Source organism: Thiocapsa sp., from assembly GCF_022340925.1.
In the GTDB taxonomy this organism is placed as follows: Bacteria; Pseudomonadota; Gammaproteobacteria; order Chromatiales; family Chromatiaceae; genus Thiocapsa.
Window position 1 is genome coordinate 1 of the sequence record NZ_JAJDNA010000017.1, and the last position, 24,844, is coordinate 24,844.

The following is a 24,844-nucleotide window of genomic DNA, read 5'->3' on the forward strand; positions in this document are numbered from 1 at the left end:
TGCACATCGGCACCTCCGGCTGGTCCTACGACCACTGGACGGGACCCTTCTACCCGCCGGGCCTGCCCGCGCGGGAGCGGCTGGCCTATTACGCCCGCCGACTCGCCAGCGCGGAGATCAACGCGAGCTTCTATCGGCTGCCCTCCCCGCAGACGCTGGAGGGCTGGCAGCGCAGTGTCCCCGATGGCTTCGTCTTTGCGGTCAAGGCCAGCCGTTACATCACCCATCTCAAGAAGCTCAAGGACCCGCGCGAGGGGCTGGACCGGCTGCTCGATCGCATGCGTCTGCTCGGGGATCGGCTCGGTCCCGTTCTGTTCCAGCTCCCACCTCACTGGCATTTCGATCAGGGCCGTCTCGGGCAGTTCCTGGCCGAGCTCCCGTCCAGCGGTGCGCCGGCCATGCGGTTCGTCTTCGAGCTGCGGGACCGGACCTGGCTCAACGACGAGGCGCTCGATCTGCTCGAACGCTCCCGGGCCGCCTTCTGCATCTACGAGCTGGACGGCTTCCTGTCCCCGCGGTCCGTGACGGCGGATTTCGTCTATGTCCGCCTGCACGGACCCGACGGCCCCTACCGGGGGAGCTACGATCACCTGGCCCTCTCGGCCTGGGCGGCCCGGTGCGCCGCCTGGCTGCGTGAGGGACTCGACGTCTATTGCTACTTCGACAATGACGAGGCCGGCTATGCGGCGTCGAACGCCCTCGCGCTCAGGCGGATGCTCGAGCCGGGGGGCGCGGCGAGCGACTCCTGAGGGGCTCGGCCCTGCTTAGCGCACCGGCGCCGGCCGAGACGCCTTCGGCCGCCCCCGCATCAGAGGTAGATCGCCGATGCGACCAGGAAAAAGACCAGCACGGCGATGATGTCATTGCCGGTGGTGATGAAAATGCCGGTGGCCATGGCCGGATCGATGTGGAAGTGGTGCAGGATCAGCGGCACGGCAGCGCCCATGGCGACGGCGAGAAGCGTGACGCCGGTCAGGGCGAGGCCGGCGGTGAATGCCAGGCGCACGGGGTCTCCGACGCCGACCAGGGGGCCTGCGAGGACCACGACCCCGCCCAGGATCGTGGCGGCGGCCAACCCGTTCAGAAGCGCCCCGAGCATCTCCTTGGCGAGCCGCCACGGCAGGTCGCCGATCCAGAGCGTGCCGGCGGCCAGACCCTGGATGGCCACCGTGGCGGCCTGGATCCCGGCGTTGCCGGCCATCGACATGACGATCGGGATGAAGCTCGCGAGGATGGCCGCGGCGGCGATCTGAGTCTGATAGGCCCCGACGATGCTGCCGGACAGGGTTGCGCCCATCAGCCCGGCGAGCAGCCAGGGCAGGCGGTTCCTGACAAGACTGAGCACCGGGTCGTCGGGGCGCGCGGCGGGGGAGACCCGGCTCATGAGGTGCATGTCTTCCTCGGCCTCGTCGCGGACGACGCGCTGCAGCTCATCGGCGGTGATGCGCCCGAGCAGCCGGCCGTCGGCGTCCACGACCGGGACCGAGCTGAGCTCGTTCTCCAGCGTCACGCGGACGACCTCCTCCTGGTCCATATCGGAGCGGACCGCGACGTAATCGGTGCGCATGACCTGCGACACGCTGCGGTCGCTGGGCCGCAGCAGCAGGTCGCGCAACTTCAGGTAGCCGATCAGCCTGCGCTCGGCATCGACGACGTAGACCGCGGAGAGCTTCTTGATCAGATGGGCACGGCGGCGCACCTCCGCGACCACCTGCTCGACGGTCCAGCCCGGGGGCACCGCGACCAGCTTGCGCGTCATGATGCCGCCGGCGGAATCCTCCTGATAGTCCTGCATCTCGCGGATGACCGCCGCCTCCCTCAGCTGCGGCATCAGCCGCGCCTGTACCTCCTCGGGAAGCTCGGTCAGGGCGTGTGCGGCGTCTTCGGCGTCCAATGAGTCGAGGATCTCGGCCAGCCGCTCGATGGTCGCGTCTTCGAGCAGGGCCGCGCGGAAGTCGTCGTTCAGCCCGGCAATCACCTTGGCCGCCGGACCGGCCGGCAGGAGCAGGAAGAGCCTGCGGGCGCGCTTCAAGGGCAACTGCACCAGGAGCTCGACGATGTCGCGGGGATGCCAGGTCCGCAGCAGGCGGCGGACCCCGTCGCGCTCGCCGGCCTTGATCATCCGTGCGATCGCCTTGACCACCGGGCGGTTGACATCGAGGCTCTCACCGGGCCGGCTGCGGGTCCAGCGCAGCGGTTGGACCGTTTCGTTGCCTTCTGTCATGGCTCGGGTCGCACGGTAGCTGAGGTGGAAGTAGGATGGGGCCTCTCGCGGTCTTGCTCAGAGACCGGTCTGACGCCGCTCGGCGCCGATCATCGGACGGCTCGGCACGCGTACCGCGAACGCACGCCTGCAGATTACTGGATGCGAGACGAGCGGTCGAATCCCGTCTCCCGTGCCCGGCGCCCCTGCAGGGGGCGCGGGCCGAACGCCGGCGGCCGATGTCCCACCGATCCCGGATCGCTGGTATCCTGCCGTGGCACTGAACCCGTGCCCGGGCGCGTGCGACGCCTGGGCCTCCGATCGAGGGCCTCCCATGTCCGACCTGCGCGTCGAGCGCGTCACCGGCGCCGCACTCGGGACCTGTCTGCCCGAGCTGGCGCGCCTGCGCATCCGGGTCTTTCGCGAGTACCCGCAGCTCTGCGAGGGCCGTGCGGAGTTGCGGACCACCTTCTCGTGGCGCGACCTCGATGAGGCGGCGGAATCGCCCAAGCCGTTGGCCTTCTGGCTGAAGCGGCTCAACGGGGGTTGAACCCAAGGCCCGTCGGGCTCGAGGCTGCTCGGCCGGGCCGGCGGGCGGTCAGGGATCCGCGGTGTTGTGGATCCTTCGTGCACAGGATGACGCAAGCAGCGGTCATCAGCGGTTTCCAGGTTCCATAAGGACAGACAATGCATCGAACGACTGCGTCGCACCGCGACTGGATCCCTCAGGCCGTCGCGATCCTGCTGGTCGCTTTGGCGGGCACCGTGCCCTTCTGGCTGACCGACCTGGATATCCGGGTCGCCGGGGTGTTTTATCACCCGGAGGCGGACGACCCCTGGTTCGAGGCACAGGCCCCGCTCTGGGCCTTCCTCTATGTCGCCTCGCCGCTCTTGACCGGTCTCGTCATGCTCGGCGCTTTGCTCGTGCTCGCTGCCAGCGGGATCTGGGAGGCGTTTCGGCGTCTGCGCTGCTACGCGATCCTGCTGATCGCGGCCACGATCCTCGGACCGGGGCTGATCGTGAACGGCGTCTTCAAGGAGAACTGGGGCCGGCCGCGACCCCATCAGGTCGAGCAGCTGGGTGGGACGACCCAGTATGTCCCGCCGCTGGCGCTGTCCGAACGGGGCAAAGGCAAGTCCTTCCCCTGCGGCCACAGCTCGGTCGGCTACATGCTCGGTGTCTTTTTCCTGATCTGGCTGAGACGACGTCCGGTGCTCGCCTGGACCGCGCTGGCGGGCTCGCTCGTGCTCGGCACACTGCTCGGGATCGGGCGAATGGCGGCGGGCGACCACTTTCTTTCGGACGTCGTCTGGTCCTGGGTCATCGCGTTTGGCGTGGTCTGGGCGCTCTACTATTTCGCCTTGCGCATCCCGCAACGCGAGGCGGCCTGGGCGGCCGCATCTCCATCGCCCATGACGACCTTGCGCCGACCCAGGGTGACGGCGGCCGCCTACGCGGGGGCCGCGGCCTTGATGGTCGGCGGGGTCCTGCTCGCAACGCCCCTGAAGAACGTGCAGACGCTTCTGATCCAGCCGGGGGAGTTCGAGCCGCCGCCCAGGGTCCTGCGTCTGGTCGCCGATCAGGCCTATGTGATCCTGTTCTGGCCCGAGGGCGCACATCGTACGGCGCAGATCCGCCTCGAGGCGCGCGGCTTCGGCCTGCCCTGGAGCAAGGTCGAGCCGGAGCTGACGGAGGATCACCAGGTGCTGACGTATCGGATCAGCCATCGGGGACTGTTCACCGAGAAGGACACCAAGGTGGTCATCGGGATCGTCGCCAGCGAATGGGATCGCGTCGAGGTGCGGGTCGACGCCGGTGACATCCGGGTCCATCCCTCGCAGCAGCCGCTTCCGGAGATCGATCTGCAGACCGCCGACGGGGAGGTCATCTGGGTCGAATCCTGACCCGGGATCGGCTGCGGGTCGCGCTTGCGGGGGTCGCTTGCTTGACGCATCCTGTCGGATCCGCATGCTTGAAAGGCGGCCGCCCCTCCGCGGAGCCTTACGCAGTCGTGAACGAGCCGGGATCGCAGCCTTGCCGAAGTCCGAACCCCTGATCCGATTCATCCGCGCGACCACGGTGCCGATCCCGGCGGATGTGACCCTCACGCTCACCCTGGAGCAGCGAATGCGTTGCCGCCTGCGCGTGCTGCTCGATGATGGCCGGGAGGCCGGGCTCTTCCTGCCGCGGGGCAGCGTCCTGCATCACGGGGACTGCCTGATCGCCGAGGACGGGCTGGTCGCGGGGATCATCGCGGCACCTGAGCCGCTCGCGCGCGTCGAGACCACCGACCCCTTGCTGCTCGCACGAGCCTGTTATCACCTCGGAAACCGCCACGTACCGCTGCAGATCGAGCCGGGGCGTCTGAGCTACCGAGCGGATCCCGTCCTTGACGCCTTGCTGCGCGGCCTCGGACTCGCTGTCACACCCGTGCAGGCGCGCTTCGAGCCGGAGACCGGCGCGTACGGCGGGCACGGCTCGGATCAGCCGGCACATGGCCACGAGCATTGAGGGGGACTTGCCCCTTCTGCGCCTGATCCATCTGGTCAGCCCGTCGCTGCCAGTCGGCGGCTTCACCTATTCGCAGGGCCTCGAATGGGCGGTCGAGGCCGGTTGGGTCCGCGGCGCCGAGGACCTCGAGGCGTGGTTGGCCGATCAGATCGAGACCGGCGTCGTCTACCTGGATCTCCCCCTGCTGGTTCGCATGCAGGCGGCCGCGGCGGAGCGAGACCAGGCGGCGATGGCCGGCTGGATCGATTGGCTGTTGGCCGGGCGCGAGACCGCGGAGCTGCGGCGCGAGGAGGGCGATCGCGGGCGTGCGCTCGCCGATCTGCTGGTCGCATGGGGGTTGGACCAGGCGCTCACCTGGAAGCCGCAGCTCGCTCGCAGTCAGGCGGCCGGCTTCGCCTATGCCGCGGCGGTCTGGCGGATCGGCCCGACGGCGGCGGCCGCGGGCTATGCCTGGGCCTGGCTCGAGAATCTCGTCCTGGCCGCGGTCAAGCTGGTGCCCTTGGGACAGACCCAGGGCCAGCAGGTGCTGGCGCGGCTCGCGGCCCTCGTCCCGGGTGCGGTCGAGACCGCGATGGCGATCCCGGACGATGAGATCGGGGCCTCCCTGCCGGCGCTGGCGATCGCCAGCTCGGCCCATGAGACCCAGTACACGCGGCTGTTTCGTTCCTGAGGGAGAGACCATGCTCGATGCATCACCTTTGCGCGTCGGGGTCGGCGGCCCGGTGGGTTCCGGCAAGACGGCCCTGCTCGACGCGCTCTGCAAGCGCCTGCGCGGGCGCTATCAGCTGGCGGTGGTCACGAACGACATCTACACGCGAGAAGACGCCGAGTTCCTGATCCGCTCGCAGGCTCTGGAGGCGGAGCGCATCATCGGCGTCGAGACGGGCGGCTGCCCGCACACCGCGATTCGGGAAGACGCTTCCATGAACCTTGCGGCGGTGGAGGATCTGCAGATCCGCTTCCCGGGCCTGGACCTGATCTTCATCGAGAGTGGCGGCGACAACCTGGCCGCGACCTTCAGCCCGGAGCTCGCCGATCTGACCATCTATGTGATCGACGTCGCCGAAGGGGAGAAGATCCCGCGCAAGGGCGGCCCCGGAATCACCCGCTCGGATCTATTGGTCATCAACAAGATCGATCTCGCGCCGTACGTGGGTGCCTCGCTCGAGGTCATGGACCAGGACGCGAGACGGATGCGCGGTGAGCGCCCCTTCGTCTTCACCAATCTGCGCACCGCCGAGGGGGTCGACGCGGTGGTCGACTTCATCGAGCACCAGGGGATGCTCGAGCCCGGGCCGCTATGACTCTGGCCGTGACGGGTCCCGCCCGCGGGCCCAACGCCGCGCCGCCTGGTCGTCTGCCGGGCGCGCATCCACCCAGCGCTCGCCCTGTCTGGTCTGCTCCTTCTTCCAGAAGGGTGCGCGTGTCTTGAGGCAGTCGATCAAAAACTCGCAGGCGCGGAATGCCTCTCCCCGGTGCCGGCTGCTGACCCCGACGAAAACGATCGGGTCCTGGGGCCGCAGCACACCGACGCGATGCAGGATGCTGATGTCTTCCAGCACCCAGCGCTCGGCAGCCTCCCCGGCAATGGCGGCCAGTGCCTTCTCGGTCATCCCGGGATAGTGCTCCAGGGTCATCGAGAGCACGTCCGCCCCCTCGTTGATGTCACGCATCAGCCCGACGAAGGTCACCAAGGCACCGACCTGCGGCTTGCCCCGCCGCAGGGTCTCCTGCTCAGCGACGATGTCGATCGGTCCGGACTGAACCTGGATTCGCTGCATCGGGGTGCCTCCCGGAACCTCGTCCCATGCTATTTCGCGCTTCGAGCGACCCGATCATGCTCGGCTGCCGTACCGGCGCGCAAGCGCCGGCAGCTTGTCTAAGCTTAGGGTGAGGCCGAGTGGAGGAACGCGTGGACATGCCGAAACGAATCAGACGCTGGATGCCCGCGCTGGTGATGGGTCTGATGATGGTGATTCCGGCCGGCCTCCTCGCCCGGGAGGCCCTGCTGATCGGCGTCGAGGGCGCCATCGGACCGGCCAGCGCCGCCTTCGTCGAGGACGCGGTCTCGGCCGCCGAGGAGCAGGGCGCAGGTCTGCTCATCCTGCGTCTGGATACACCGGGCGGGCTCGATACCTCCATGCGCTCGATCGTCAAGGCGATCACCGCCTCGCGCGTGGCGGTGATCGGGTACGTGGCGCCGACTGGCGCACGGGCCGCCAGCGCCGGGACCTACATCCTCTACGCCTGCTCAGTCGCCGCGATGGCGCCGGGAACCAACCTGGGGGCGGCGACCCCGGTGCAACTGGGCGGACTCCCCAGCCCTGCGCCGAAGCCGACGACCCCGGCGTCGCCGGATGACACCTCCGACGCGGAGCCGGCTGCCACCCCGGGCGAGTCCCCGGACCGCACACAGCCGGCCGAGCGCGAGCCGCCCGCGGAGGCGTCCGGGGATGCCGGCTCGCGCAAGGCGATCCACGATGCGGCCGCCTACATCCGCAGCCTCGCCGAGCTTCACGGCCGGAACGCGGACTGGGCGGAGCGCAGCGTGCGGGAGGGCGAGAGCCTTTCGGCCGAGGAGGCCCTTGAGCTGGGCGTCGTGGATCTGATCGCACCCGACCTGGACGCCCTCCTGGAGGCATTGGACGGGCGCTCTGTGCGTGTCGGGGAGGCGCGGGTCGTCCTCGAGACGGCCGGGATGCAGGTCGTTGCACGCGAGCCAAGCTGGAAGACCCGTCTGCTCGCGATCATCAGTGACCCGAACCTGGCCTACATCCTCCTGCTGGTCGGCATCTACGGGCTGGTCTACGAGTTTTCCAATCCGGGCGCGGTCCTGCCCGGCACCGTCGGCGCGGTCAGCCTTCTGCTCGCGCTCTACGCCTTCCAGCTCCTGCCCATCAATTACGCGGGCGCGGGTCTCATCCTGCTCGGGTTGGCCCTGATGATCGCGGAGGCCTTCGTGCCCAGCTTCGGTGCCCTGGGGCTCGGTGGGGCCGCCACCTTCGTCATGGGCTCCTTGATCCTGATCGACACCGAGGTCCCGGGATTCGGGATCTCGCTCCCGCTTATCCTCGGTTTCGCGCTCTCCAGTGCCCTGCTCCTGTTTTTCGTCATCGGCATGGCCCTGAAGGCCTATCGGCGGCCCGTCACGAGCGGCGCCGAGGAGTTGGTCGGTGCCATCGGCGAGGCCGTCTCCGGGTTTCCGGGCGCGGGCAGCGTGCATCTGCACGGGGAGACCTGGAGTGCTCGAAGCGAGCGGGGCATCGCACCCGGGGCGCGGGTCAGGGTGGTCGGTCGTGACGGTCTGACCCTGCTGGTGGAGCCTGTATCGGACGCCTAAGCGCTGCAACGTTCAGCGCTTCCCGTGTGGGGCAGGAGGCCCCGCCATCTGAAGCGGCTTGGTCGCGGAAACTGAAGGAAAGCGGAAGCCGCGTGTTCGCTTTCCGTGCTGATTTTGTCCATGGACGGCCAATCATCAGCATCGCCCTATGGAGCCCATCTGATGTTCTTCGAAGCCTATCTGATCCCGCTGACTCTGATCGCCGCGCTGCTGGTGGCGTCGATCAAGATCCTCCGTGAGTACGAGCGTGGCGTCATCTTCACCCTCGGGCGCTTCACCAGCGTCAAGGGACCGGGTCTGATCATCGTCATCCCGGCGGTGCAGAAAATGGAGAAGGTCGACCTGCGGGTGCAGGTGATGGACGTGCCGAGCCAGGATGTGATCTCACGCGACAACGTGTCGGTGAAGGTCAACGCGGTGGTCTACTTCCGCGTCATCGAGCCCGAGAAATCCATCATCCAGGTGGAGCAGTTTCGCGACGCCACCAGCCAACTGGCGCAGACCACCCTGCGTTCGGTGCTCGGCCAGCATGAGCTTGACGAGATGCTTGCCGAACGGGACAAGCTCAACGACGACATTCGCCAGATCCTCGATGCGCAGACCGATGCCTGGGGAATCAAGGTCGCCAACGTGGAGATCAAGCACGTCGACCTGGACGAGTCCATGATCCGCGCGATCGCCCGCCAGGCCGAGGCGGAGCGTTCGCGTCGCGCGAAGGTCATCCACGCGGAGGGCGAGCAACAGGCCGCGGAGAAACTCATGGAGGCGGCCAGTGTGCTGTCGCAACAGCCTCAGGCGATGCAGCTTCGATTCCTCGAGACGCTGACGGCGATCGCCGGCGACCGGACCTCGACGATCGTCTTCCCAGTCCCGATTGACCTGATCGAGCCCTTGATGCGGAATGCAGGTGCGGGCAGGCGGCCGGGATCCTGATCGCCACCTTCGTGAGCTTGGCGCTCCTCGACGCCCACCGCTGATGCGATTGGACGCTGGCCGCAGCCTCCCGGGATGCCGGGTCAGCCGATCGGCGCGACTCCGATCAGGACCCGATGCAGCCAGAACATGAAGAGGAGGTAAAGGCCAACGCCGCCGATGATGGCGATGGCGTCGTTGACCTGGCTCGGCGGCGCCCCGTGCACAGGGGGGGCCACGCGGTGCTTCAATGAGATACGATCCGCGACCGCCCAGATGAGAAAGCTCCCGAACAGCAGGAGGTCAGCCAGCGTCCCATTGGCCAACAGATGGCCGGTGGCCCAGATCTTGACTGCAAGGAGCATCGGGTGCTTGGTGGCGGACTGGATCCGGCCCGGCAGATAGGCGGCGAGCAGCAGCGGGAACACCGGCAGCATCAGCAGCAGATTGATGTGCCGGAGCCAGGTCGGCGGGTCATAGATGACGATCGGCGATTGGCGCGCGAGCCCATAGCCCGAGGCGATCAAGTAGAACCCCGCCACGGCGACGAGTCCGTAAACCGCCTTCCATGGGATCTCGCCGAATCGGGCGATCAGGTCGCTGCGCCATTGGCTGTTGATGATGGACACCGAGTGGACCCCGAGAAACAAGAGCAGCCCAAGAATGAGTACCGCCATGGGATGGTTCCTCCTAGCGAGCGATGTGAAACCGGGTCGTCATTGCCGTGCGGGCGGCACCCTCGATCTGGCCAGGATCCCGTCCAAGGCATTGGCAAAGGCCTGCCGATCGCGGGATCCGAACGCAGATGGGCCGCCGGTCTGGATGCCGCTTCCGCGCAGGGTGTCCATGAAGTCGCGCATCGTCAGCCGTTCTCGGATGTTCTCCGTCGTGAAGAGGTCGCCCCGCGGACTCAATGCCTGCCCCCCCTGGCCGATGACCCCGGCGGCAAGCGGGATGTCCGCCGTGATGACCAGATCGCCGGGGTTCAACCGCTTGAGGATCTCGTCGTCGGCGACATCGAATCCCGGTGAGACCTGGATGGTGCGGATCAGACGCGATGGCGGCGAGCCCACCGGTGCGTTCGCCACCAGGGTCAGGCGCACACCGACGCGCTCAGCCGCGCGATAGAGGATCTCTTTCACGGCATTGGGGCAGGCGTCGGCGTCGACCCAGATCTCCATTCCGGCGGGAACCGTCAGCTCGACTCCGGATTGTCCACTGTCGGTCCCGGGGCCTCGGAATCGGCTACCCTCTCGCCGGCCACACCGTCAGCCGACTCGACCACTATCGGCTCATGGACCAGGACCAGACCGGCGAGCGGGGGAAGGGCGATGGGGATGGAGTAGGGTCGGCCCATCCAGCTCACCGGCTCGGCCGCGACGCCACCCTGGTTGCCGACGTTGCTGCCGCCGTAAAGCTCGGCATCGGAGTTGATCGCCTCACGATAGAATCCGGCCTTGGGCACACCGATTCGATAGTTGGTCCGCGGGACCGGGGTGAAGTTGAACACGGCGGCAACGGTCTGCTCGCCGCTTTGGTCCTTCCGCAGATAACTCAGAACGGACTGCGAGCTGTCGTGACAGTCGATCCACTCGAAGCCGGCGTTCTCGAAATCGAGCTCATGCAGGGCGGGCTCCTCGCGGTAGAGACGATTCAGATCGGAGACGATCTGTCGAACACCCTGATGCTGCGGACGCTCCAACAGCTCCCACCCCATCGCGGCATCGAAATCCCACTCCGATCCGTGGGCAAATTCGCAGCCTTGGAACAGCAGCTTCTTCCCAGGATAGGTGAACATCAGGGTGTAGAGCAGGCGCAGGCTCGCGAACCTCTGCCAGGCGTCGCCGGGCATCTTGTCGAGCATGGATTTCTTCCCGTGAACCACCTCGTCGTGCGAGAACGGCAGCACGAAGTTCTCCGTAAATGCATAGAGGAGCCCGAAGGTCAGCAGGTCATGATGGAAGTGGCGATAGATGGGGTCCTTCTGCATGTAGGACAGGGTGTCGTGCATCCAGCCCATGTTCCACTTCATACTGAAGCCCAGACCGCCGAGATAGGTCGGGCGTGAGACAGCCGGCCAAGCCGTGGATTCCTCGGCGATCATCAGGGTTCCCGGGTGCTGCTCGTGGGTGACGGTATTGAGCTGCCGGATGAAATCCACCGCCTCCAGGTTCTCGTTGCCGCCGTATTTGTTGGGGATCCATTCGCCTGCGTTGCGCGAGTAGTCGAGATACAGCATGGACGCGACCGCATCCACCCGCAGACCATCCAGGTGGAACTCATTAAGCCAGTAGAGCGCACTGGACAGCAGTAGGTTCTTGACCTCGTTGCGGCCGAAATTGAAGATCAGGGTGCCCCAGTCCTTGTGCTCGCCCAAACGAGGGTCCTCGTGCTCATATAGGGCGGTGCCATCGAAACGGGCCAGGGCATAGGCATCCTTCGGGAAATGGGCGGGTACCCAGTCGAGCAGCACCCCGATGCCGCGGCGATGCAGATAGTCGACGAAGAAACGAAAGTCGTCGGGTGAGCCGAATCGTGCCGTGGGTGCGAAGTAGCCGGTGCACTGATAGCCCCAAGAGGCGTCCAGCGGATGCTCCGTGATGGGCAGCAACTCGATGTGGGTAAAGCCCAGATCATGCACGTAGTCCGCGAGCTGTCTGGCCAGGACCCGATAATTGACGAAGTCGCCGTCCGCGGTCCGCTGCCAGGATCCGAGGTGGACCTCGTAGACCGAGAAGGGCCGGTGCTGCCAGTCCGTCTCGGCGCGTGCCTTCAGCCAGTCCTGATCGGCCCAGCGGAAGCGGCTCTCGGGGCAGATCACCCCGGCGGTCTGGGGTCGTTCCTGGAATGCCCGCGCATAGGGATCGATCTTGATGTGCAGGTTGGTGGCGCGGTCGCGGATCTCGTACTTGTAGAAGCCGCCTTGCGCGATCCCGGGAATGAACAGCTCCCAGACCCCGGTGCCACCGCGCACGCGCATCGGATGGGCGCGCCCGTCCCAGCGGTTGAAGTCGCCGACCACGCTGACCCGCTCGGCGCTGGGCGCCCACACCGCGAATCGGACACCCTCGATCCCCTCGACCTCACAAACGTGCGACCCGAGAAAGCGGTAGGCGTGCCAATGGCGGCCCTCGCCGAAGAGATGCAGATCGAAATCCGGGAGCTGAGGCGGAAAACAGTAGGGGTCGTAGTGGAGATGCCGGCCACCCGTCGTATCGACCCAATCGATCCGATAGCGTTCCGGGACCTTGGACGCCGCGCCTTCCCAGACGAAGAAATCCGTCCCCTCGATCCGGGCGAGCGGCTCATCGGCCTCGACCAGGGTCACCGCTTCGGCGTTTGGCAGGAAGACGCGCACGACCGCCCGGTCGCCGTCGAGATGCCTCCCGAGGACCTCGAAGGGATCGTGGTGGCGAGCCTGGATAATCCGCTGCATCGGCTCCGGGAACGCGGGAGCCTGGTGTGTCGCGGTTGCCATTCTTGGGATTTCCTTCACTGTGAGCTCTTGATGTCGCCCCGGAGCGGCGATCTATCCGATCGCCGCGCATCGTCGGGCTGCCTCCGAGATTCTGAGCACGGGGCGCCTGCCGGGAGCGGCGGCGGTTGGGGATCTCGCAGGGCCGGAGGTCGCCGCGACCGGGCGGGCGCCGGGGGACCGACCGGCAGGAACCCAATCGGGGGGCCGCTGCTGCAACGTTCCGCACGCCCTTGATGTTACCATAGGCGCGCCAATCGAGATGCCGATGACCACCCGACGGAAGGAGTGATCGATGCCCCAAGACAACCCTCGGTTCGTCAGCCGCCTGACCCGCAATACCCTGGCGCTGATCCTGGCCGGCGGACGGGGCTCACGGCTGATGCACCTGACGGCCTGGCGATCCAAGCCCGCCGTCCCCTTCGGCGGAAAGTTCCGGATCATCGACTTTCCTCTATCCAACTGCATCAATTCCGGGATCCGCCGCATCGGCGTCCTGACCCAGTACAAGGCCCACTCTCTGATCCTGCACATCCAGAAAGGGTGGGGGTTCCTGCGTGGGGAATTCGGCGAGTTCGTGGAGTTGTGGCCCGCCCAACAACGCGTCGCCGAGGCTGCCTGGTATGCGGGCACGGCCGACGCGGTATTTCAGAACCTCGACATCATTCGCGATCACGACCCGGACTACGTCCTGGTCCTGGCCGGGGACCACGTCTACAAAATGGACTACGGCGGCATGATCGCCTACCACGTCGAGTCCGGCGCCGACATGACGGTCGGCTGTCTGGAGATGGACACGGAGCGGGCGCGCGAGTTCGGGGTCATGTCCGTCGACACCACGGGACGGGTGCGCCAATTCGCGGAGAAGCCGAAAGACCCCGCGAGCGTCCCGGGCTCCCCGGGCCGAAGTCTGATCTCGATGGGCATCTATGTCTTCAATCGCGACTTCCTCTTCGAGCAGCTCATCAAGGACGCCGACACCCCGCGCTCCTCACACGATTTTGGCAAGGACGTCATCCCGTCGGTGATCCAGCACTATCGAGTGATGGCCCATACCTTCCGCGACCCCCGAAGCGGCGAGCAGGCCTACTGGCGTGACGTCGGGACGGTGGATGCGTTCTGGGAGGGCAACCTGGAGCTGATCGGCGTGACACCGCCCCTGAGCCTCTACGACAAAAGCTGGCCGATCTGGACCTATCAGGAGCAGCTGCCGCCAGCCAAGTTCGTCTTCGACGATGAGGATCGCCGGGGCATGGCGGTCGACTCGATGGTCTCCGGCGGCTGCATCATCTCCGGGTCCACGGTCCGCCATTCCTTGTTGTTCTCCAATGTCCGGGTCAACTCCTACGCCTACGTGCAGGATTCGGTCGTGCTGCCCGACGTCGTGATCGGGCGTAAGTGCACCGTGCGCAACGCCGTGATCGACCGGTACTGCCAGGTCGAGGAGGGGATGGTCATCGGCCTCGACCCCGAGGCCGATCGCCGCGCCGGGTTCTATGTCAGCGAGCGCGGTATCACACTCGTGACCCCGGAGATGCTCGGCCAAGATGCCAACCATGTCCGTTGAGGGGCGATACAGATGCAGATCATTCTGAACGGCGCCGCCACCGAGGTGTTCGAAGGGATCAGCATGGCGGAGCTGATCAATGAGCTGCAGCTTGCCAACCGCCGACTGGCGGTCGAGGTCAATGCGGAGCTGGTTCCCCGCAGCCAGTTTCAGGAGCGCAGGCTCCAGCCCCAGGACCGGGTCGAGATCATCCACGCGGTCGGCGGTGGATGAGGGGATTTGGGCATAGCTCGCCGAATCCGATATCCTGGTTGTTTTACGCATCCGCCTACCGGACACACATGCCCACCGATACCGCCGCTACCGATCACTTCGCCATCGCCGGCCGGGAGTATCACTCCCGGCTTCTGGTCGGCACGGGAAAATACCAGGACCTCGACGAAACCGCACGGGCGATCGAGGCGAGTGGTGCCGAGATCGTCACGATCGCGGTGCGTCGCTCCAACCTCGGCCAGACACCAGGTGAGCCGAACATCCTCGATGTCCTGCCGCCCGACCGCTACACGATCCTGCCCAACACTGCCGGCTGCTATGACGCCGAGACCGCCGTGCGCACCTGCCGTCTGGCCCGCGAGCTGCTCGACGGCCATCAGCTGGTCAAGCTCGAGGTCCTCGGGGACGAGAAGACCCTGTTCCCTGACGTAATCGCCACGCTCAAGGCCGCTGAGGAGCTGGTCAAGGATGGCTTCCAGGTCATGGTCTACACCAACGACGATCCGATCATCGCCCGACACCTCGAGGAGATCGGCTGCATTGCGGTCATGCCCTTGGCGGCTCCGATCGGCTCCGGCCTCGGCATCCGAAATCCGCTCAACATCCGCACCATCGTCGAGAATGCGCGGGTCCCGGTCTTGGTGGACGCCGGCGTCGGCACCGCGTCGGACGCCGCGGTAGCGATGGAGCTCGGCTGCGACGGTGTCTTGATGAATACCGCGATCGCCGCGGCACGTGACCCGGTCCTGATGGCCAGCGCGATGCGCAAGGCGATCGAGGCAGGGCGCGAGGCCTATCTCGCTGGCCGGATGGCACCGAAGCGCTTCGCCTCTGCATCCTCGCCGATCGAGGGGCTCTTCTTCTAAGCCGCCGAACGGCGTCCCGGTGAAGATGACGGCCGAACCGACTGTGAAGCCCCGACGCCCGATCCGCAGCTTTGTGCTGCGCGAGGGGCGGCTGACCCCGGCACAGGAGCGGGCCTTTCGAGATCTCTGGTCACGCTATGGGGTCGCTTGGATACCCGGCTCGCCGATTCGTCTGGCCCGCCTCTTCGGCAACGCACACCCGGTCGTCATGGAGATCGGCTTCGGCAATGGCGACGCACTTGCCACGATGGCCCAGCAGGATCCGGACACCAACTGGCTCGGGGTGGAGGTGCACCGCCCCGGCGTCGGTCACCTGCTGCTCGAGATCGAGCGTCGGGGCCTGGACAATCTCAGACTGATCCGCCACGATGCGGTGGAGGTGCTCGCCCAGGGCATCGCTCCCGGCTCCCTGGCCCGCGTTCACCTATTCTTCCCCGACCCCTGGCCGAAGCGGCGCCACCACAAACGCCGGATCCTCACTCCCGAGCTCGTCGCACTGCTCGCTCGGACGATCCGTCCAGGCGGGACCTTTCACGCGGCCACGGACTGGGTTCCCTACGCCGAGCAGATGCTTGCGGTCCTGGAGGCGTCTTCGGAGAGCTTCGAGAACCTCGCCGGCCAAGGTCGCTTCTCGCCGCGTCCGGCGACGCGTCCGCTGACCCGGTTCGAGCGGCGCGGCGCCCGTCTTGGACACCACGTCCGTGACCTGATGTTCCGACGGCGCTGATGTCCGAGCTCAGACTGGATGGGATCCGCTCGCGGGCCCTCGGCCCGCTCGAGCTGACCCTTGCCGCCGGAGAGCTGGTGTTTGTCTCCGGACCGTCCGGCTCGGGGAAGAGCCTCTTGCTGCGGGCGATCGCTGACCTCGATCCGCATGCCGGTGAGGCCTGGCTCGGCGAGGAGCCGCGCTCGAGCATGCCGCCCGCAGTCTGGCGCCGGCGGGTCGGTCTCCTACCGGCCGAGGCCTTCTGGTGGGCGGAGACGGTCGGAGAGCATCTTCCCCATGACGCGCGGGGACCGGGACGGGGCGCGCGCAGTGTATCCCGGCTCCCCCCGGGGCGTCTGGGCGAGTGCGTGCTTCCACAGCACGCGGCGCACACCGGCACACCCCGGCCTGCCATCGCGATTCCGGTCACCGTCACCGCCTGGCTCGAGCGGCTCGGCTTCGAGTCCGACGTCCTCGGCTGGTCGGTTGCGCGTCTGTCCACCGGCGAGCGTCAGCGCCTGGCCCTGGTGCGGTTACTCGCTCAGTCCCCTGACGCCCTGTTGCTCGACGAGCCAACCGCCAATCTGGATCCCATCAATACCGACCGCGTCGAATCCCTCGTCCAATCCTACCGGCACGCGCATGCGGCGGCCGTGCTCTGGGCCAGCCACGACCCGGCGCAGCGGACGCGACTGAGCGGTCGTTCCCTCGTCATCCGCGACGGACAGCTGGAGTCGGAAGGGTGACCCTCATCCACCTCAGCCCGGTTGATCTGGGGCTCGCCTCCATCCTGGTGCTGCTGCTCGCCGGCATGTCCTGGCGGCTGCGCCTCGGGGTCGAGCGCCGTGTCCTGGTCGCGGCGGCCCGGAGCTCGGTTCAGCTCATGCTCGTGGGGCTCGTCCTCAAGGTGTTGTTCGGCCAGACCAGTCTGCCCCTGATCGGGCTCATGGCCCTGGTGATGCTTTCGGTTGCCGGGTTCGAGGTGATGCAGCGGCAGAAACGCCGTTATCGAGGACTCTGGGGGTACGGAATCGGGGCACTCTCCATGTTCCTGTCGGCCTTCAGCGTGACCTTGCTTGCCTTGATCGTGATCATCGGTGTCGAGCCTTGGTACCAACCCCAGTATCTCATCCCGCTGCTGGGGATGCTGCTCGGCAACACCATGAGCGGGATCGCCATCGCACTCGACAGCCTGACCCGTCAGGCGTGGGACTCGCGTGGAAAAATCGAGGCGAGACTCCTCGGCGGGGGAACCTGGGACGACGCGATCGAGGAGGTCCGTCGCGACGCCCTGCGCGCGGGGCTGATCCCCATCATCAATGCAATGGCCACCGCCGGCCTGGTGAGTCTTCCAGGCATGATGACCGGCCAGATCCTCGCCGGCAGTCCGCCGATGGAGGCCGCCAAGTACCAACTCCTGATCATGTTCCTGATCGCGACCGGCACCGGCCTCGGCTCCATGGCCGCGGTCTGGATCGGCTCCCGACGCCTGTTCGACGAGCGACAGCGCCTGCGCCTCGACCGGCTGGGCACGGCCGCTCGTGCCTGATTCAGCGTCCATGCTGGAGCGGAATCACCCGGGAACACCAAAACGCGGCTCAGCGGTGATAGGGTCGGCTGAGCTCATGGACGGCCGTGACCATCGCCCCGGCGTGCTCGGGCGCCACGTCCGGTGTGATCCCGTGTCCGAGGTTGAAGACATGCCCGGGACCTTGCCCGTAGCTGGCCAGGACGCGCGCCACCTCCTCTCGGATTCGCTCGGGTGATGCATAGAGCGCACAAGGGTCCAGATTACCCTGGAGCGCGACCCGATCGCCGACCATGCGGCGAGCGTCCGCCAGGTCCGTCGTCCAATCCACGCCGAGGCCGTCACAGCCGGTCTCTGCCATCCGATCCAGCCACTGCCCACCGTTCTTCGTGAACAGGATCACGGGGACACGCCGGCCCTCGGCCTCGCGGCGCAGGCACTCGACCACCCGCTGCATGTAGGCCAAAGAGAATTCGCGGTAGTTCGCCGGCGCCAAGGCACCGCCCCAGGTATCGAAGATCATCGTCGCCTGCGCCCCCCTGGCGATCTGGGCATTGAGATAAGCCGTGACGGCATCCGCGGTCTTCGCGAGCAGGCGGTGGAGCAGCTCGGGGCGGTCAAACATCATCCCCTTGATGTGCGAAAAATTCTTCGCACCGCCCCCCTCGACCATATAGGTCGCCAAGGTCCAGGGGCTGCCGGAGAAACCGATCAGCGGCACCCGGCCGGCGAGCGCGCGTCGAATCACCGACACCGCCTCCATCACGTAGCCCAGCTCCGCCTCCGGATCCGGTACGGCGATCCGGTCGACATCCGCCTCGCTACGCACAGGCCGCTCGAAATGCGGTCCCTCACCCTCGGCGAAATAAAGCCCCAGGCCCATGGCATCCGGGACCGTGAGGATATCCGAGAAGAGAATGGCGGCATCCAGGGGAAAACGTTCGAGGGGCTGGAGGGTCACCTCGCACGCGAGCTCCGGGTTTTGGCAAAGCTCCATGAAGCTACCGGCCCTGGCCCGCGTCGTGCGGTACTCCGGAAGATAGCGCCCAGCTTGGCGCATCATCCAAACCGGAGTGTATTCAACAGGTTCGCGCAGCAGGGCACGAAGAAAGGTGTCGTTGGTGAGTGGCGTCATGAAGCTGGGACTCGGGTGTCGAGGGTGAACGAACGCGGATTGAGGGTCGCCATTCTACTACGGCTTCCAGGCAAGACGCCGCTGGTGCCGGATGGGTGTGCGAACAGCCCAACGGACCCACCGAAATGGTCGGGGCCCAGTCCCTCTCGCCCCAGCGATTGGACAAGCTGTTCAAAAGAGGCCGCCCGGTTTGTGGATAACCTGTGGCCAGGTTAGAAGGCCTGTTTTGGCCACCGATTATCCACAGCTTCAGCAGCGCCTATCCAATCAGGCATTTCAATATAAGAAAATGTTTTATATAAATAAATTCTGTTTTCGGGCTTATCCACAGAGCTTACTATATCTACAGACTGATTAGTTTCTTTTGTTTAGATACACAACCAATACGCGGCCGCCCGGATGTTCGGGCTGACCGATTCTGCAGACCTCCGGTTAGGGCTGGAGGTCTGAGATTGGTAGAATCCGGTCGATGGATGTCTCGATCCTTCTCGACTCCCTCAACGACGCTCAGCGTGCAGCTGTCGCGGCCGAGCACGGAAGCCTCCTGGTGCTTGCCGGGGCGGGCTCCGGCAAGACACGTGTGCTGGTGCACCGCATCGCCTGGTTGATTCAGGTGGAGCAGGTGCCGCCCTACGCGGTGTTGGCCGTGACCTTCACCAACAAGGCCGCCCGCGAGATGCGCACCCGGATCGAGACCATGCTCGGAACCCCGGTGGGAGGAATGTGGGTCGGGACCTTTCACGGGTTGGCCCACCGTTTCCTGCGCGCCCACTGGCAGGACGCCCAGCTCCCACAGCATTTCCAGATCTTGGATTCCGATGATCAGCTCCGCCTGATCAAGCGGATCATCAAGGCGTTGGAGCTCGACGAGAGCCGTTGGCCGCCGCGCCAGGTTCAAGGGTTCATCAATAAACAGAAGGACGAGGGCCTGCGGCCGAGTCACCTGGATGACGCAGGGGATTTCTTCCTGGAGAAAATGATCGGCATCTATCGCCAGTACGAGGAAGCGCGTGCCCGTGCCGGCCTGCTCGACTTCGCCGATCTGCTCCTCACGAGCCTGGAGTTGCTGCGTGAGCGCCCGGACCTTCTGCATCACTATCAGCGCCGCTTCGCCTGCATCCTGGTCGATGAGTTCCAGGACACCAATGCGATTCAGTACGCCTGGCTGCGCCTGCTGGCGGGGAGCAACGACAACCTGTTCGCGGTCGGCGACGATGACCAGTCGATCTACGGCTGGCGCGGTGCGCGCGTCGAGAATATTCAGTCTTTTCAGCGGGACTACCCCAAGACCCGGGTCATCCGCCTGGAGCAGAATTATCGCTCGAGCGGCAACATCCTTGCCGCGGCGAATGCCCTCATCGCCAACAACCCGACCAGGCTCGGGAAGACTCTCTGGACCCAGGACAGCGAGGGTCAGCCCATCCGCCGATACACGGCCTTCAACGAGGTGGACGAGGCACGATTCGTGGTCGAGCGGATACGCCGTTGCGTTGCGGACGAGGGCCGCCGACGCGATGAGTGCGCGATCCTCTATCGGACGACCGCCCAATCACGCCTGTTCGAAGAGGCGCTGATCCAGGCCCAGATCCCCTACCGGGTTTACGGGGGGTTGCGGTTCTTCGAGCGTGCGGAGGTCCGGGACGCGCTCGCCTACCTGCGCTTGGTCGTCAACCCTGACGATGATGCGGCCTTCGAGCGTGTGGTCAACACGCCCACCCGCGGGATCGGAGCCCGCACCCTCGATCTGCTGCGTCAACAGGCGAGAGAGACCCGCGTCTCCCTCTGGCAGGCCGCACGCGATCTGACCACGACGGCCCTCCTGGGTCCGCGGGGCGGTGGCGCCCTGTTGGGCTTTCTCGAGCTGATCCAGGCGCAGCGGCGGGGCCGCGAGGGGACTGCGTTGCCCGATCTGGTCACTGCCGTCATCGAGGCGGCGGGTTTGTCCAACTTCTACCAGAAAAGCAAGGACGGCAGGGGGCAGGATCGGATTGAGAACCTCGAGCAACTGGTCGACACGGCGGGGCGCTTCGAGCACGAGTTGGATGAGGCGGAGAGCGACGCCCTCGCCATCTTCCTGGCTCATGCCGCACTGGAGGCCGGGGAGGCGCAGGCGGATGGGTTCGAGGATAGCGTTCAGCTCATGACGCTGCACAGTGCGAAGGGTCTGGAGTTTCCGGTCGTCTTTCTGGTCGGGATGGAAGAGGGGCTCTTTCCACACAGTCTCTCGGCCGAGGACCCCAGCCGGCTCGAAGAGGAACGACGGCTGTGCTACGTCGGCATGACCCGGGCCATGCGAGAGCTCTATGTGAGCCATGCCGAGAGCCGGCGCCTCTATGGTCGCGAGGACTACCCGCTGCCGTCGCGTTTTCTGCGCGAGGTGCCGTCCGGCCTGATCGAAGATGTCCGGGCGCGCGGTGTGGCCCGTGCGGCAACCCCGCCCCCGGAAACGATGGCCCGGGACGATGCCGGGACGTTTTCGCTCGGCCAGCGCGTCGTGCATCCCAAGTTTGGCGAGGGGGTGGTCTTGAGCAGCGAGGGGCGCGGCGCCGCGGCTCGGATCCAGGTGAATTTCCAAGGGGTGGGATCGAAATGGTTGGTCTTGGCCTACGCCCGCCTTGAGCCGTTAGGTTGACCGAGAGCCCTCCCGGCAATTGGCGGGCGGCTGGGCTGTCAGGGTGCCGGTCGAATGCCATCCAGGCGTGATCCCGTTCGTCGTTGAGGCCGAACGGGCAATCGGGCCTACAATAGGCGGAATCCGCAACCCCACGATGGCGTCGTGAAACCATGTCCGAGAGCGAACGCTTCGCAGACCTCCTGAAGGAGTTTGACGAAACCCATCCGCAGCGCGGCGCACAAGAGCCGGGAATCGGGGAATCCGTCCAAGGAGTCCTGGTATCCATCGGGGAGGAGTACGCCTTCGTCGATCTGGGCGGCAAGGCGGAAGGTCGGATCGAGGTCTCGGCGCTCCAGGATGTGGGGGGTACGCTGACCTTGACCGTCGGCGACGTCGTCGAGACGCGCGTGACAGGAAAGGACGAGGAGAGCGGGACGCTGCTGCTCGGCTCCCAGCACGGTCATCGCTATCACGGCCTCCATGAGGTCGAGCGAGCCTACCGTCAAGGTCTGCCGGTGCAGGGTCAGGTGAGCGCGGCCGTCAAGGGCGGTTTGGAGGTGCAGGTGGCGGGTCTGCGCGCCTTCTGTCCGGCTTCGCAGGCGGACATCCGGTTCATTGAGGACCTCTCCGAGCTCGTCGGGCAGCGGCTGGATTTCCGCATCACCAAGCTCGAGGGGGGGCGGCATCCAAATCTGGTCCTTTCGCGTCGTGCCCTGCTGGAGGAGGAGCAGCGTCTCCTGGCTGAGCAGACGCGAGCACGACTTCGCGAAGGAGCGGTGTTTTCCGGGACCGTGACATCCCTGAAGGATTACGGCGCCTTCGTCGACATCGGCGGTCTTGAAGGCATGGTCCACGTGAGCGAGCTGGCGTTCGGCCATGTGAAGCACCCCAGCGAGGTGCTGTCGGTGGGTCAGGCCGTGGAGGTCTCGGTCCTGCGGATCGAGCCGGCAAGCGGTCCGAAAGGCCGCGACAAGATCGCGCTGTCGATCCGTGCACTCGCGCGCGACCCCTGGCAGGATGTGGTGAGGGACTTCCCGGTCGGCAAACGTGTCACCGGGACCGTGAATCGGCTTCAACCCTTCGGCGCCTTTGTCGGGCTCGGTCCTGGAATCGACGGCCTGGTGCACATCAGCGAGCTCGGCGGGGGGCGGCGCGTGAGCCATCCGAGCGAGGTGGTGAATGTCGGCGATCGCGTCGAGGCCACGGTTCTGGGAGTCGATCCGGAGCGGCGGCGGATCAGTCTCTCACTCGATCTGAGCCGGTCCATCGAGGCCGCCTCCCCGCGTTCTGAGCCTGTGCCGCACCCTGCGGCCGCCGAGGCAGAGGGGTCGGATGGAACCATGGGGAGCTTTGGTGAGCTCCTTCGGGAGACCATGAACAAGTCTCGGTGATCGAGCAATTGCCTCGCGCGCCGCTGTCGGCGTTTCGCCGCGGGTCGCGAAGGCACGACACGCGCCGTATCAACGACCAAAGAGGAGGCAGGGCATGCAACGTCGTGGGTTCATCAAGGGCCTAGGGGCCGGCTCATTGGCGGTCGGGAGCCTGGCCGGTGGCATCGGTTCGGCACGGGCCAAGGCCGAGCACAAGTGGAAGATGGTCACGACCTGGCCGAAAAACTTTCCCGGCCTTGGCACGGGCGCGAACAATCTGGCCTCGTTGATCGGCGAGATGAGCGGCGGTCGCATCGAGATCAGGGTCTTCGGGGCCGGCGAGCTTGTCCCCGCCTTCGAGATCTTCGATGCGGTCTCCCGCGGAACCGCCGAGATCGGCCACGGCTCCGCTTATTACTGGAAGGGGAAGAGCGAGGCGGCGCAATTCTTCTCGACCGTTCCGTTCGGCCTGACGGCGCAGGAGATGAACGGCTGGATCTACCATGGGGGCGGCCTGGAGCTCTGGACCGAGCTCTATGCAAAGTTCGGCCTGGTCCCCGCCCCTGCGGGGAACACCGGTGTGCAGATGGGCGGTTGGTTCAATAAGGAGATCAATTCGGTCGAGGATCTCAAAGGCCTCAAGATGCGCATACCCGGACTCGGCGGCGAGGTGCTGGCCCGCGCCGGGGGTACCCCGGTGAACCTGCCTGGCGGCGAGCTGTTCACTGCGTTGCAGAATCGGACGATCGATGCGACCGAATGGGTCGGCCCTTACAACGATCTGGCGTTTGGGCTCTACAAGGCAGCCAAGTATTACTACTATCCGGGTTGGCACGAGCCGGGAACCATCTTGGAGGCGATGGTCAACAAGCAGGTCTACGACGCGCTTCCGGCCGACCTGCAATCCATCGTCATGAATGCGTGTAAGGTGGTCAATCAGGATATGCTCGCCGAGTATACCGCCCGCAATCCGGTGGCGTTGCAGACCCTGATCACCAAGCACAACGTGGAGCTGAGGCGGTTCCCGGACGACGTGATTCTCAAGTTGCGGGCGCTCTCCGACGAGGTCGTTGCCGAGATCGCCCAAAAGGATGATTTTTCGTCCAAGGTATACAGCTCTTACAAGAAATTCCTCAGTCAAAGCAAAGAATGGAGCGGGACCACAGAGCTCACTTACCTTCGGGCCCGCGACCAGGCATGACCCGCATCTCGCGCAGTGGCAGCGCGGATGCGCTGCCGCTCGCCCTGTACGTGCACACCCCCTGGTGCGTCAGCAAATGTCCGTACTGTGACTTCAATTCCCATGCGGCAGATCAGCCGCCGTTCGAGCGCTACGTGTCGCACCTGCTGGCGGACCTGGATCGGGAGGTCGGTTCGGCGGTTGCGCGACGCGCGTTGCGGTCTGTTTACATCGGGGGTGGGACGCCCAGTCTCTTTCCCGAACCGGCGATCCGCCGTCTACTCGACGGGATCCGCGCCCGCGCCGATCTGGCCTCCGATGTCGAGATCACGATGGAGGCCAATCCGGGGAAAAGCGAATGGCGTCGGCTTGCAGCCTATCGTGAGGCCGGTGTGAATCGGCTTTCGATCGGAGCGCAGAGTCTCTCGACGGTCCGGTTGCGTGCCCTTGGCCGTGCGCATGCCGCAGATGACGTGCGCCGGACCGTCCAGGAGGCTCGGGAAGCAGGATTCACGAACGTCAACCTGGACATGATGTATGCCTTGCCGGATCAGAGCCTCGGAGAGGCGGAGCGGGATCTCGCCGCATTGATCGATCTGGGACCGGAGCACATCTCCTACTATCAGCTGACCCTGGAGCCCAACACAGGGTGGCGTGTCCACCCCCCGCATTTGCCGGATTCGGATCTGGCTGCCGACATGGCCGAGCAGGGACTGGAGCAGCTGGGGCGAGCGGGGTATCGGCAGTATGAGGTCTCCGCTTACGCGAGGGACGGTCTGCGCTGTCGCCACAATCTGAACTACTGGGAGTTCGGCGACTATCTGGGGATCGGGGCCGGCGCTCACGGGAAGCTCACGTCTGAGGCCGGCGCGACGGGCGACCGGCGGCGCGTGCGTCGCACCGCCAAGCGGCACCAACCTAGGGCCTATCTGAGCGCCTCACCGGATGAGCTGACGAGCAGCGTACGGGATCTCGATGAGGACGATCTGGTCGTCGAGTTCGCACTCAATGCCTTTCGTCTCACGGAGGGCTTCGATCGGGGCCTGTTCAGCCTGACCACCGGCATGCCATGGGCGCGGATCTCGACTGAGCTGGGGCGCGCCGAGCTGGACGGGATGGTTAGGGTCTTGCCCGACCGCGTCGAGCCGACCGCGCTCGGTCGTCGCTTCGTCAACGAGCTGGTTGGGCGCTTCGTCGCCGGCGGATGACCGTGATACCGGTTG

The 24,844-nt window shown here is 66.0% G+C and carries 24 protein-coding genes; 18 read left to right on the forward strand and 6 right to left on the reverse strand.

Features of this window, described 5'->3' with window-relative positions:
* The coding region (locus LJE61_RS02475; RefSeq protein WP_296917313.1) for a DUF72 domain-containing protein at window positions 1–749 on the forward strand (749 nt) is incomplete at its 5' end.
* Window positions 750–808: 59 nt separating this feature from the next.
* Here the strand turns inward: LJE61_RS02475 and mgtE are convergent.
* The gene (mgtE, locus tag LJE61_RS02480) at window positions 809–2,224 is read right to left on the reverse strand and encodes a magnesium transporter (protein WP_296911173.1); all 1,416 of its coding nucleotides are present in this window, start codon (window positions 2,222–2,224) and stop codon (window positions 809–811) included.
* Between the two features lie 313 nt (window positions 2,225–2,537).
* Here mgtE and LJE61_RS02485 point away from each other — a divergent pair, with 313 nt between their 5' ends.
* The 5 genes from LJE61_RS02485 (at window position 2,538) to ureG (ending at window position 6,019) form a co-directional block, all read left to right on the forward strand.
* On the forward strand, window positions 2,538–2,753 hold the full coding sequence (locus LJE61_RS02485; protein WP_296911171.1) for a hypothetical protein: 216 nt from the start codon (window positions 2,538–2,540) through the stop codon (window positions 2,751–2,753).
* A gap of 137 nt (window positions 2,754–2,890) precedes the next feature.
* A complete protein-coding gene (locus tag LJE61_RS02490; protein ID WP_296911169.1) occupies window positions 2,891–4,108 on the forward strand; it encodes a phosphatase PAP2 family protein in 1,218 nt (405 codons plus the stop codon).
* Window positions 4,109–4,256: 148 nt separating this feature from the next.
* Window positions 4,257–4,715: an urease accessory protein UreE gene (ureE, locus tag LJE61_RS02495; protein WP_296917325.1), complete on the forward strand. Its 459-nt coding sequence runs from the start codon at window positions 4,257–4,259 to the stop codon at window positions 4,713–4,715.
* Entirely contained in the window at window positions 4,699–5,385 is a 687-nt protein-coding gene (locus LJE61_RS02500) for an urease accessory protein UreF (RefSeq protein ID WP_296911167.1), read from the forward strand. The genes ureE and LJE61_RS02500 overlap by 17 nt, the downstream gene beginning before the upstream one ends.
* A gap of 10 nt (window positions 5,386–5,395) precedes the next feature.
* The gene (ureG, locus tag LJE61_RS02505; protein WP_296911165.1) at window positions 5,396–6,019 is read left to right on the forward strand and encodes an urease accessory protein UreG; all 624 of its coding nucleotides are present in this window, start codon (window positions 5,396–5,398) and stop codon (window positions 6,017–6,019) included.
* On the opposite strand, the gene moaE is transcribed toward ureG, so the two are convergent.
* Window positions 6,014–6,496, reverse strand: coding sequence for a molybdopterin synthase catalytic subunit MoaE (moaE, locus tag LJE61_RS02510; protein ID WP_296911162.1), 483 nt, complete (start codon window positions 6,494–6,496; stop codon window positions 6,014–6,016). The two genes, ureG and moaE, sit on opposite strands and share 6 nt — an antisense overlap.
* A 137-nt stretch (window positions 6,497–6,633) precedes the next feature.
* Here moaE and LJE61_RS02515 point away from each other — a divergent pair, with 137 nt between their 5' ends.
* On the forward strand, window positions 6,634–8,055 hold the full coding sequence (locus tag LJE61_RS02515) for an NfeD family protein (RefSeq protein ID WP_296917315.1): 1,422 nt from the start codon (window positions 6,634–6,636) through the stop codon (window positions 8,053–8,055).
* Between the two features lie 162 nt (window positions 8,056–8,217).
* Window positions 8,218–8,988, forward strand: coding sequence for a slipin family protein (locus tag LJE61_RS02520; protein ID WP_296909459.1), 771 nt, complete (start codon window positions 8,218–8,220; stop codon window positions 8,986–8,988).
* A gap of 83 nt (window positions 8,989–9,071) precedes the next feature.
* Here LJE61_RS02520 and LJE61_RS02525 read toward each other — a convergent pair whose 3' ends face one another.
* The 3 genes from LJE61_RS02525 to glgB are packed head-to-tail and all read right to left on the reverse strand — an operon-like array spanning window position 9,072 to window position 12,445.
* Window positions 9,072–9,644: an NnrU family protein gene (locus tag LJE61_RS02525; RefSeq protein ID WP_296909458.1), complete on the reverse strand. Its 573-nt coding sequence runs from the start codon at window positions 9,642–9,644 to the stop codon at window positions 9,072–9,074.
* A gap of 39 nt (window positions 9,645–9,683) precedes the next feature.
* A complete protein-coding gene (locus LJE61_RS02530) occupies window positions 9,684–10,148 on the reverse strand; it encodes a YaiI/YqxD family protein (RefSeq protein WP_296909457.1) in 465 nt (154 codons plus the stop codon).
* Between the two features lie 14 nt (window positions 10,149–10,162).
* Window positions 10,163–12,445 (reverse strand): 1,4-alpha-glucan branching protein GlgB, encoded by a 2,283-nt coding sequence (glgB, locus tag LJE61_RS02535; protein ID WP_296917317.1) that lies wholly within the window; start codon window positions 12,443–12,445, stop codon window positions 10,163–10,165.
* A 292-nt stretch (window positions 12,446–12,737) separates the two neighbouring features.
* Here glgB and glgC point away from each other — a divergent pair, with 292 nt between their 5' ends.
* From glgC to LJE61_RS02565, 6 genes are all read left to right on the forward strand, one after another.
* The gene (gene glgC, locus LJE61_RS02540; RefSeq protein ID WP_296909455.1) at window positions 12,738–14,009 is read left to right on the forward strand and encodes a glucose-1-phosphate adenylyltransferase; all 1,272 of its coding nucleotides are present in this window, start codon (window positions 12,738–12,740) and stop codon (window positions 14,007–14,009) included.
* A gap of 12 nt (window positions 14,010–14,021) precedes the next feature.
* The gene (gene thiS, locus LJE61_RS02545; RefSeq protein WP_296909454.1) at window positions 14,022–14,222 is read left to right on the forward strand and encodes a sulfur carrier protein ThiS; all 201 of its coding nucleotides are present in this window, start codon (window positions 14,022–14,024) and stop codon (window positions 14,220–14,222) included.
* A gap of 68 nt (window positions 14,223–14,290) precedes the next feature.
* Window positions 14,291–15,088, forward strand: coding sequence for a thiazole synthase (locus LJE61_RS02550; protein ID WP_296917319.1), 798 nt, complete (start codon window positions 14,291–14,293; stop codon window positions 15,086–15,088).
* 25 nt (window positions 15,089–15,113) lie between these two features.
* Window positions 15,114–15,815 carry a tRNA (guanosine(46)-N7)-methyltransferase TrmB gene (trmB, locus tag LJE61_RS02555; protein ID WP_296909453.1) on the forward strand — a complete coding sequence of 234 codons (702 nt, stop codon included), beginning with the start codon at window positions 15,114–15,116 and terminating at the stop codon, window positions 15,813–15,815.
* Window positions 15,815–16,540, forward strand: coding sequence for an ABC transporter ATP-binding protein (locus tag LJE61_RS02560; RefSeq protein WP_296909452.1), 726 nt, complete (start codon window positions 15,815–15,817; stop codon window positions 16,538–16,540). The genes trmB and LJE61_RS02560 overlap by 1 nt, the downstream gene beginning before the upstream one ends.
* A complete protein-coding gene (locus LJE61_RS02565; RefSeq protein ID WP_296909451.1) occupies window positions 16,537–17,343 on the forward strand; it encodes an ABC transporter permease in 807 nt (268 codons plus the stop codon). Before LJE61_RS02560 ends, LJE61_RS02565 begins: the two co-directional genes overlap by 4 nt.
* A gap of 49 nt (window positions 17,344–17,392) precedes the next feature.
* On the opposite strand, the gene hemE is transcribed toward LJE61_RS02565, so the two are convergent.
* Window positions 17,393–18,457, reverse strand: a complete 1,065-nt coding sequence (gene hemE, locus LJE61_RS02570) for a uroporphyrinogen decarboxylase (protein ID WP_296909450.1) — start codon at window positions 18,455–18,457, stop codon at window positions 17,393–17,395.
* Window positions 18,458–18,926: 469 nt separating this feature from the next.
* On the opposite strand from hemE, the gene uvrD reads away from it, so the two are divergent.
* From uvrD to hemW, 4 genes are all read left to right on the forward strand, one after another.
* Complete coding sequence (uvrD, locus tag LJE61_RS02575) at window positions 18,927–21,089, forward strand: DNA helicase II (RefSeq protein ID WP_296909449.1); 2,163 nt, start codon at window positions 18,927–18,929, stop codon at window positions 21,087–21,089.
* A gap of 152 nt (window positions 21,090–21,241) precedes the next feature.
* Entirely contained in the window at window positions 21,242–22,462 is a 1,221-nt protein-coding gene (locus LJE61_RS02580) for a 30S ribosomal protein S1 (protein ID WP_296909448.1), read from the forward strand.
* A 94-nt stretch (window positions 22,463–22,556) separates the two neighbouring features.
* Window positions 22,557–23,642 (forward strand): TRAP transporter substrate-binding protein, encoded by a 1,086-nt coding sequence (locus LJE61_RS02585; RefSeq protein ID WP_296909447.1) that lies wholly within the window; start codon window positions 22,557–22,559, stop codon window positions 23,640–23,642.
* On the forward strand, window positions 23,639–24,829 hold the full coding sequence (gene hemW, locus LJE61_RS02590; protein ID WP_296909446.1) for a radical SAM family heme chaperone HemW: 1,191 nt from the start codon (window positions 23,639–23,641) through the stop codon (window positions 24,827–24,829). The genes LJE61_RS02585 and hemW overlap by 4 nt, the downstream gene beginning before the upstream one ends.
* Window positions 24,830–24,844 lie beyond the last annotated feature (15 nt).

Bases quoted from the DNA above. Each gene is read 5' to 3' on its own strand.
- mgtE (WP_296911173.1), bottom strand. From the start codon at position 2,224: ATGACAGAAGGCAACGAAACGGTCCAACCGCTGCGCTGGACCCGCAGC.
- LJE61_RS02485 (WP_296911171.1), top strand. From the start codon at position 2,538: ATGTCCGACCTGCGCGTCGAGCGCGTCACCGGCGCCGCACTCGGGACC.
- LJE61_RS02490 (WP_296911169.1), top strand. From the start codon at position 2,891: ATGCATCGAACGACTGCGTCGCACCGCGACTGGATCCCTCAGGCCGTC.
- LJE61_RS02500 (WP_296911167.1), top strand. From the start codon at position 4,699: ATGGCCACGAGCATTGAGGGGGACTTGCCCCTTCTGCGCCTGATCCAT.
- ureG (WP_296911165.1), top strand. From the start codon at position 5,396: ATGCTCGATGCATCACCTTTGCGCGTCGGGGTCGGCGGCCCGGTGGGT.
- moaE (WP_296911162.1), bottom strand. From the start codon at position 6,496: ATGCAGCGAATCCAGGTTCAGTCCGGACCGATCGACATCGTCGCTGAG.
- LJE61_RS02515 (WP_296917315.1), top strand. From the start codon at position 6,634: ATGCCGAAACGAATCAGACGCTGGATGCCCGCGCTGGTGATGGGTCTG.
- LJE61_RS02520 (WP_296909459.1), top strand. From the start codon at position 8,218: ATGTTCTTCGAAGCCTATCTGATCCCGCTGACTCTGATCGCCGCGCTG.
- LJE61_RS02525 (WP_296909458.1), bottom strand. From the start codon at position 9,644: ATGGCGGTACTCATTCTTGGGCTGCTCTTGTTTCTCGGGGTCCACTCG.
- LJE61_RS02530 (WP_296909457.1), bottom strand. From the start codon at position 10,148: ATGGAGATCTGGGTCGACGCCGACGCCTGCCCCAATGCCGTGAAAGAG.
- glgB (WP_296917317.1), bottom strand. From the start codon at position 12,445: ATGGCAACCGCGACACACCAGGCTCCCGCGTTCCCGGAGCCGATGCAG.
- glgC (WP_296909455.1), top strand. From the start codon at position 12,738: ATGCCCCAAGACAACCCTCGGTTCGTCAGCCGCCTGACCCGCAATACC.
- thiS (WP_296909454.1), top strand. From the start codon at position 14,022: ATGCAGATCATTCTGAACGGCGCCGCCACCGAGGTGTTCGAAGGGATC.
- LJE61_RS02550 (WP_296917319.1), top strand. From the start codon at position 14,291: ATGCCCACCGATACCGCCGCTACCGATCACTTCGCCATCGCCGGCCGG.
- trmB (WP_296909453.1), top strand. From the start codon at position 15,114: ATGACGGCCGAACCGACTGTGAAGCCCCGACGCCCGATCCGCAGCTTT.
- LJE61_RS02560 (WP_296909452.1), top strand. From the start codon at position 15,815: ATGTCCGAGCTCAGACTGGATGGGATCCGCTCGCGGGCCCTCGGCCCG.
- hemE (WP_296909450.1), bottom strand. From the start codon at position 18,457: ATGACGCCACTCACCAACGACACCTTTCTTCGTGCCCTGCTGCGCGAA.
- uvrD (WP_296909449.1), top strand. From the start codon at position 18,927: ATGGATGTCTCGATCCTTCTCGACTCCCTCAACGACGCTCAGCGTGCA.
- LJE61_RS02580 (WP_296909448.1), top strand. From the start codon at position 21,242: ATGTCCGAGAGCGAACGCTTCGCAGACCTCCTGAAGGAGTTTGACGAA.
- LJE61_RS02585 (WP_296909447.1), top strand. From the start codon at position 22,557: ATGCAACGTCGTGGGTTCATCAAGGGCCTAGGGGCCGGCTCATTGGCG.
- hemW (WP_296909446.1), top strand. From the start codon at position 23,639: ATGACCCGCATCTCGCGCAGTGGCAGCGCGGATGCGCTGCCGCTCGCC.